The sequence below is a fragment of the Hominiventricola filiformis genome, assembly GCF_020686965.1.
GTDB classification, from domain to species: domain Bacteria; phylum Bacillota; class Clostridia; order Lachnospirales; family Lachnospiraceae; genus Hominiventricola; species Hominiventricola filiformis.
This window is the reverse complement of sequence record NZ_JAJEPS010000023.1, coordinates 36918-44184: the sequence shown is the minus strand read 5'-3', so window position 1 is coordinate 44184 and position 7267 is coordinate 36918. Positions and strand designations below refer to the sequence as shown.

The following is a 7267-nucleotide window of genomic DNA, read 5'->3' as shown; positions in this document are numbered from 1 at the left end:
AACGCCGGGCTTTTCGAAGCTCGGCGTTTTGTGTTGGATATATAAAATGAGCTGCCGCACGTTAGTGCGACAGCCCCATTATTTTACTTAAAAATTCTATTCAAAATCTGATGCGCCACTTCTTCTTTACTCATAAGCGGCAGTTCTTCCGCGCCTTCTCTGGTGATCAGGGTGACTACATTGGTATCGGTGCCAAAGCCTGCACCGGTGGTTTTCAGGTTATTCGCCACAATCATATCCACATTCTTTTTCGTAAGCTTGGCAGTGGAATTTTCCAGCATATGCTCCGTTTCCATGGAGAAGCCACACAGAAACTGACCGTCGTGTTTGTGATCGCCCAGATATTTTAAAATATCGGTGGTTCGTTTCAGCGGAATACTCATGTCTCCGTCTTTTTTCTTTACCTTTTCGGAGCTGACGTCTGCAGGGGTGTAGTCAGCTACAGCGGCCGCTTTGATGATGGCATCTTGTTCGGCTGCGTGAGCAGACACTGCCTCGAACATATCCTGGGCAGATGTGATGGGGATTACCTTCACAAAGGGCGGTGGGGTAATGGAGACAGGACCGGATACCAGGGTGACATCTGCACCGCGAAGTGAAGCGGCATGGGCGATGGCATATCCCATCTTTCCGGTGGAATGGTTGGTAAGATAGCGGACCGGATCCAATGCCTCCCGAGTAGGTCCGGCAGTGACCAGCACTTTCTTACCGAGCAGATCTTTTTCGCATGCCAGATGCTGCTCAATATGGGAGAGAAGTACTTCCGGTTCCGGCATTTTACCTGCACCGGTGTCACCGCATGCCAGATATCCGCTGGCAGGCTCGATCACTTCCCAACCGTACTTTTTGAGGATGGACAGGTTATCCTGAACGACCGGATTTTCAAACATGGCAGTGTTCATGGCCGGAGACAGAAGCTTCGGGCATTTGCAGGCCAGGATGGTGGTGGTGAGCATATCGTCGGCAATGCCGTGAGCAAGCTTTCCAATGATATTGGCGGAAGCCGGGGCAACCAGTACCAGATCCGCTTTCTTTGCTACGGAAATATGTTCCACCTCGAAAGTGAAATTCCGGTCAAAAGTATCGATGAGACATTTATTTCCAGTGAGGATCTCAAAGGTCACCGGTGTGATAAACTGCGCTGCATTTCTGGTCATAATGACCTGCACATCGCAGTGTTGCTTTTTCAGGGCGCTGGCTAAGGATGCAATTTTATAAGCGGCGATACTCCCGGTCACACCGAGAACTACGCATTTATTTTTTAACATAGAAAACCTCCATGGTTTGTGTACTATTTACAGGTGCGTGATTGGGAAGGTGACAGCCTGTGAAAGGAACGTCCGCAGTCCCGGTACTTCATGAGAACAAGCCCTAGGCGTAGTTCGAATGTTAGTACCGCTGGATCGAGGACTTAGCGAGAGCGGTTCCGCTCACAGGCTGTCACCTTCCCATATTTCGTGACCTGTGAACCGTACATACAATATCATCATAAATATGGCATAAAGCCATGGAAAAGTAAAGGAAAAGATGGTAAAATAAGAAATAATTTGGCATTTGATTATAACGAAATGAGGGATAAAAATATGATATTAGCAGTAGATATTGGAAATACAAACATTGTGGTGGGCTGCATTCACGGCGAGGAGATCTGTTTTGTGGAGCGCCTGTCTACGGTATCCACCCGAACGGAACTGGAATATGCCATTAGTTTTAAGAACGTGCTGGAAATGTACGGTGTCAGCATTGAAGAGCTGGATGGCGGTATCATTTCTTCGGTAGTTCCTCCGGTGACGAACATTGTGAAGCATTCCATGGAGAAGATTCTGAATCAGAAAGTGATGCTCATTGGGCCGGGTGTAAAGACCGGACTGAATGTGCTGATGGACGATCCGCGCCAGGTGGGAAGTGACCGCATCGTCAATGCGGTGGCAGTGGTACATGAGTATCCGGTTCCGGCGGCAATCATCGATATGGGAACAGCGACCACCATCTGCGTGGTGGATGGTAAAAAGAATTACATTGGCGGAGCCATCATTCCTGGCATGCGGATTGCGGCAGATACTTTAACTGCCAGAACTGCCCAGCTTCCAAAGATCAGTCTGGAGGCACCGGCGAAGCTCATTGGTAAAAATACGGTAGACTGTATGAAGAGTGGTGTGTTCTATGGAAATGTAGCTCTGATTGATGGAATGCTGGATAAGATCGAAGAAGAGATGGGACAGAAGCTTACCATTATCGCGACTGGCGGGCTGGCAAAGGCACTGATTCCTTATTGTAAGCATGACATCATTCTGGATGACGCTCTGCTGTTGAAAGGTCTGAAGATCATCTACGAGAAGAATAAATAAAAAACGGGCAGCCGGTTACAAAATACCAGGCTGCCTGTTCTGCCTTAAATCATAGGTTGAGGGAGCCGCAGAAGAATCATGCGGATGATGCTCCACATACCGTTTAAAACCGCATCATTTAAGAAACCAAGGGGGCGGCTCAAGGCACCGGATGCCAGGAGAAGAATCAGAGCGAGTCCCCAGTAACGGGCATAGCGTCCGTAAAGTTCTGCAGCCTTTGGAGACAGCTCTCCCAACACGTGGGAACCGTCCAGGGGCGGTACCGGAATCAGGTTAAAAATGCCAAGACCAATGTTCAGAACGGCGGAATAGTAAGCAAGGCTCATGGCTGTCTGTACAATGGAGGAGCTGGAAGAACCGTAGAGCATAAACAGTCCTTCGATAAACAGGGACACAAAAGCCAGCAGCATATTGACAGCAGGACCAGCCAGGGAGACCAGGATAATGCCTTTCTTCCGATCCTTATAATAGTAGGGATTGATGGGCACTGGATTGGCCCATCCCATATGGAAGAACAGAAGACACAAGGTACCTATGGGATCCAGATGTTTGAGCGGATTTAGAGTCAGGCGGCCTGACATCCGTGGCGTTGGATCACCCAGGCGGTCGGAGACGAAGCCGTGGGCACATTCGTGACAGATAATGGCTAACAGCATGACAGGTGCCACATAGAGGATCACCTGCAGCTGGGCAATATAATAACGCAGCATAATTTTTCCTTCTTTCGCGATGAATTCCGCCGGAATTTCATGACGGATTATCGTATTATTCTACCTTATTTCTACTGAAAAGAAAAGTTCCACTTTCCCGGCTCTTGTAAATCCTGAATCAATCGTTTATAATATAGACCAATATGGGCATCTGCCCTGATGATAGTTAAGAAACAAGGAGATAAGAAGAAAGATGGCTGATAAGATTCGTACAAGATTCGCGCCGAGCCCGACCGGACGTATGCACGTAGGAAATTTAAGAACGGCGCTGTATGCATATTTGATCGCAAAACATGAGGGAGGAGATTTCCTTCTCCGTATTGAGGATACTGACCAGGAGCGTCTGGTAGAGGGAGCGGTCGATATTATTTACCGCACCATGCAGGCAACCGGACTTGTCCATGACGAGGGTCCTGACAAAGATGGCGGTGTTGGCCCCTATGTACAGAGTGAGCGTGTAAAATCCGGAATTTATATGGAGTATGCAAAGAAACTGATCGATAAAGGGGAAGCTTATTACTGCTTCTGTGATAAGGAGCGCCTTGAGAGCCTGAAACAGGAAGTGGCAGGCAAGGAGATCATGATCTATGACAAACACTGTCTGCATCTGTCCAAAGAAGAGGTAGAGGAGAAGTTAAAAGCAGGGGTTCCCTACGTTATCCGTCAGAATAACCCGCAGACCGGAACGACTACTTTCCATGACGAGATTTACGGAGATATCACCGTGGATAACTCCGAGTTGGATGATATGATTCTGATCAAGTCCGATGGATATCCGACCTACAATTTTGCAAACGTAGTAGATGATCATCTTATGGGTATCACTCACGTAGTCAGAGGAAATGAGTATCTGTCCTCTTCACCAAAATACAATCGTCTTTATGATGCATTTGGCTGGGAAGTACCGGTATACGTGCACTGCCCGCTGATTACCGATGAGAACCACAAGAAGCTGAGCAAGCGCTGCGGACATTCTTCCTATGAAGATCTGATTGAGCAGGGATTCCTGACCGAGGCAGTGGTAAACTTCGTTGCACTGCTTGGATGGTCTCCGGAGGATAATCAGGAGATTATGTCCCTTCAGGAACTGATTGAGAAATTTGATTATCATCACATCAGCAAATCCCCGGCAGTCTTTGACTACGGCAAACTGAAATGGATGAACGGCGAGTACATTAAGAAGATGGACTTTGAGCCGTTCTATGAGAGAGCACTTCCGTATATGAAAGAAGTCATTACGAAGGATTATGACTTTAAGAAGATTGCCCAGATGGTGAAGACCCGTATCGAGATCTTCCCGGATATCAAGGATCTGATTGATTTCTTTGAGGAAGTACCGGAATATGATGTGGCAATGTATACCCACAAGAAGATGAAGACCACTGCTGAGTCCTCTCTTCAGGTATTAAAAGAAGTGCTTCCGCTTCTGAAAGCACAGGAAGACTACAGCAACGATGCTCTGTATGAGATGCTGTGTGCATTCGTGAAGGAGAAAGGTTACAAAAACGGTTATGTCATGTGGCCGATCCGTACCGCTGCTTCCGGAAAACAGATGACCCCTTGCGGTGCAACTGAGATTCTGGAGATCCTTGGCAAAGAAGAGAGCATTGCACGTATTGAGAAAGCAATCGAGAAATTAAGCTAAAAGCGAGTCTGTATGAGTTCTTTTACAAAATCACAGAGCGAAGCGATCCGTCATCAGGACGGACCGTTGCTCGTTCTGGCAGGTCCCGGTTCGGGAAAAACTACCGTTGTAACAAAAAGAGTCCAGTACCTGGTGCAGGACTGTCATATTTCTCCCTCCTCCATTCTGGTGATTACCTTCACCAAGGCAGCTGCCACGGAAATGAAGGAGCGCTTTTTGCGCCTGATGGAACAGTCTGAGGAAAAGCCGCAGGGTTATGGAAATGTGTTGTTTGGCACTTTTCATGCAGTATTTTTCAATATTTTAAAGCTGTCTTATGGATTTACAGCGGCTAATATTTTAAGGGAAGAGACCAGATATCAGTATATGAAGGAAATCGTGGATCGGCTGAAGCTGGAGATCGATGATGAAAATGAATTTATCTCCGGCGTGCTGGGCGAAATCAGCCTGATCAAGAATGAACGGATTTCGCTGGAGCACTATTTTTCCAAAAACTGTGCGGAAGATATTTTTCGGAAAATCTTTGCATCCTATGAGCAGCGGAAGCGGAATGCGAGACTGATTGATTTTGATGATATGCTCAGCTATACATGGGAGCTTTTAACGAAACGGCCGGACATTCTGGAAGCGTGGCAGAAGAAATTCCGGTACATTTTGGTAGATGAGTTTCAGGACATCAACCGCCTGCAGTATGATATTTTGCGGCTTCTGGCACAGCCGGAAAATAATCTCTTTATCGTGGGAGATGATGACCAGTCCATCTATCGCTTCCGGGGTGCGAAACCGGAGATTATGCTGAACTTCCAGAAGGACTTTCCGACAGCGGGTCGTGTATTGTTAAATGATAATTTCCGTTCTACCAGACAGATTGTCAATGCAGCAGGCCGGGTCATTCGGAAAAATCAGTCCCGGTTTGCAAAAGAGATTACGGCCAGAGGAGGAGAGGGACCGGGTGTGCGAATCCTCGCCTTTGAAGATCAGCAGCAGGAATGTCTGTATCTGTTGAAAGAAATGCAGGAGTATAAGAAAAATGGCGGCGCCTGGCAGCAGATGGCGGTGCTTTACCGCACCAACACTCAGCCAAGGCTTCTCATACAGAAATTCATGGAATTCAATGTGCCATTCCGGGTAAGAGATCAGGTGCCAAATCTTTTTGAACACTGGATTGCGAAAAATCTGTTCTGTTATATCCGGCTGGCCTGTGGCTCGAAGCTTCGGAAGGATTTACTGCCGGTACTCAACCGGCCCAAACGGTACATGAACCGGGAGTGTTTGAATGATGAGATCATCTGTTGGGAGTATATGATGGACTATTATAAGGACAAACCCTATGTCTGTGATAAGATTGAACGGCTTCAGTATGATCTGAAGATGCTGGGCAGGATGGGACCTTTTGCGGCCATCAATTACATCCGGCATGTGATGGGATATGAGGAGTATCTGAAAGAGTATGCAGAATTTCGCCGGATGAATGCGGAAGATCTTATGGAGGTGTTAAATGAACTTCAGGAGAGCGCCCGTGCTTATAAGACTTACGATGAATGGTTTGCATACATGGAACGCTATAAAAAAGAAATGGATGAGATGCGGAAGCGGCAGCAGGAAGTAAAAGAAGGTGTCCACCTGGCCACTATGCACAGCAGCAAAGGGCTGGAGTATGATAAGGTTTTTATTCTGGATGCGGCGGAAGGCATTACACCTTATAAAAAGGCAGTACTGGATGCGGATCTGGAGGAAGAACGGCGGATGTTTTACGTAGCCATGACCAGGGCGAAGAAGGAGCTGACCATCTGCTGGGCGAAGAAGCAGTTCAGTCATGAGCTGACCGTATCAAGGTTTGTGGAGGAGATGAAAGATGACAGAGCAGTATAAGACCGTATATGAAGGCGGAGAAGGAGAGCTGGTGGAGAAAAAGTCCCGTTTTATCGCCACGGTTCGTCCGGTAAAGACAGAGGAAGAAGCCAATCAGTTCGTAGAGGAAATGCGGAAGAAATACTGGGATGCCAGACACAACTGCTGGGCATTCATCCTGGGTGAACGGCAGGAATTCAAGCGATGCAGTGATGACGGGGAACCGTCCCAGACGGCAGGAAAACCTATGATGGATGTGCTGACTGGGGCGGGTCTTACAGATGTGGCAGTGGTAGTAACCCGTTATTTTGGCGGAACTCTTCTTGGCACAGGCGGACTGGTGAGAGCCTATTCTGGAGCAGTGCAGGAAGGTCTGAAAAACAGTACCGTTATTACGAAATATCTGGGTGTGAAGTTGTCTGTGACTACGGATTATAATGGAGTGGGAAAACTCCAATATTTGTTTGGACAAAAAGAGATTCCGATCCTGTCTGCGGAGTACACGGACAAGGTGGTGTTTACGGTTCTGGTGGAGTCTTCGCGGATACAGGAGATCAAAAAAGCCATAACGGAAGCCACCAGCGCCACTGCGCAGATGGAGGAGTCAGATCCTGTCTATTTTGCGGAAATTAACGGGGAATTTACAGTTATGTAAAATCTATGTAAAATCAAAATAAGGCCTGCGTAAAATCTCGCTGAAAGCTGTGTAAAGC

General features: G+C 47.4%; 6 protein-coding genes. 4 read left to right on the top strand and 2 right to left on the bottom strand.

Annotated elements, in window-relative coordinates:
- Nucleotides 1–83: 83 nt before the first annotated feature.
- Nucleotides 84–1268 carry a bifunctional phosphopantothenoylcysteine decarboxylase/phosphopantothenate--cysteine ligase CoaBC gene (coaBC, locus tag LKD36_RS15505; protein ID WP_308460164.1) on the bottom strand — a complete coding sequence of 395 codons (1185 nt, stop codon included), beginning with the start codon at nt 1266–1268 and terminating at the stop codon, nt 84–86.
- 315 nt (nt 1269–1583) lie between these two features.
- Between coaBC and LKD36_RS15500 the strand changes: the two genes are divergently transcribed.
- Nucleotides 1584–2348 carry a type III pantothenate kinase gene (locus tag LKD36_RS15500; protein WP_308460163.1) on the top strand — a complete coding sequence of 255 codons (765 nt, stop codon included), beginning with the start codon at nt 1584–1586 and terminating at the stop codon, nt 2346–2348.
- Nucleotides 2349–2392: 44 nt separating this feature from the next.
- Here LKD36_RS15500 and LKD36_RS15495 read toward each other — a convergent pair whose 3' ends face one another.
- Entirely contained in the window at nt 2393–3058 is a 666-nt protein-coding gene (locus LKD36_RS15495; protein ID WP_308460162.1) for a site-2 protease family protein, read from the bottom strand.
- A gap of 193 nt (nt 3059–3251) precedes the next feature.
- On the opposite strand from LKD36_RS15495, the gene gltX reads away from it, so the two are divergent.
- Genes gltX through LKD36_RS15480 form a run of 3 tightly spaced genes read left to right on the top strand, consistent with a single transcriptional unit; the run spans nt 3252 to nt 7209 of the window.
- Nucleotides 3252–4703, top strand: a complete 1452-nt coding sequence (gene gltX / locus LKD36_RS15490; protein ID WP_308460161.1) for a glutamate--tRNA ligase — start codon at nt 3252–3254, stop codon at nt 4701–4703.
- Between the two features lie 12 nt (nt 4704–4715).
- Nucleotides 4716–6575, top strand: a complete 1860-nt coding sequence (locus LKD36_RS15485) for an ATP-dependent helicase (protein WP_308460160.1) — start codon at nt 4716–4718, stop codon at nt 6573–6575.
- Complete coding sequence (locus LKD36_RS15480; RefSeq protein WP_308460159.1) at nt 6559–7209, top strand: YigZ family protein; 651 nt, start codon at nt 6559–6561, stop codon at nt 7207–7209. Before LKD36_RS15485 ends, LKD36_RS15480 begins: the two co-directional genes overlap by 17 nt.
- Nucleotides 7210–7267: the final 58 nt, after the last annotated feature.

What these genes read in the sequence shown, in the direction of transcription:
- coaBC (WP_308460164.1), bottom strand. Translation starts at nt 1,268, where the DNA reads ATGTTAAAAAATAAATGCGTAGTTCTCGGTGTGACCGGGAGTATCGCC.
- LKD36_RS15500 (WP_308460163.1), top strand. Translation starts at nt 1,584, where the DNA reads ATGATATTAGCAGTAGATATTGGAAATACAAACATTGTGGTGGGCTGC.
- LKD36_RS15495 (WP_308460162.1), bottom strand. Translation starts at nt 3,058, where the DNA reads ATGCTGCGTTATTATATTGCCCAGCTGCAGGTGATCCTCTATGTGGCA.
- gltX (WP_308460161.1), top strand. Translation starts at nt 3,252, where the DNA reads ATGGCTGATAAGATTCGTACAAGATTCGCGCCGAGCCCGACCGGACGT.
- LKD36_RS15485 (WP_308460160.1), top strand. Translation starts at nt 4,716, where the DNA reads ATGAGTTCTTTTACAAAATCACAGAGCGAAGCGATCCGTCATCAGGAC.
- LKD36_RS15480 (WP_308460159.1), top strand. Translation starts at nt 6,559, where the DNA reads ATGACAGAGCAGTATAAGACCGTATATGAAGGCGGAGAAGGAGAGCTG.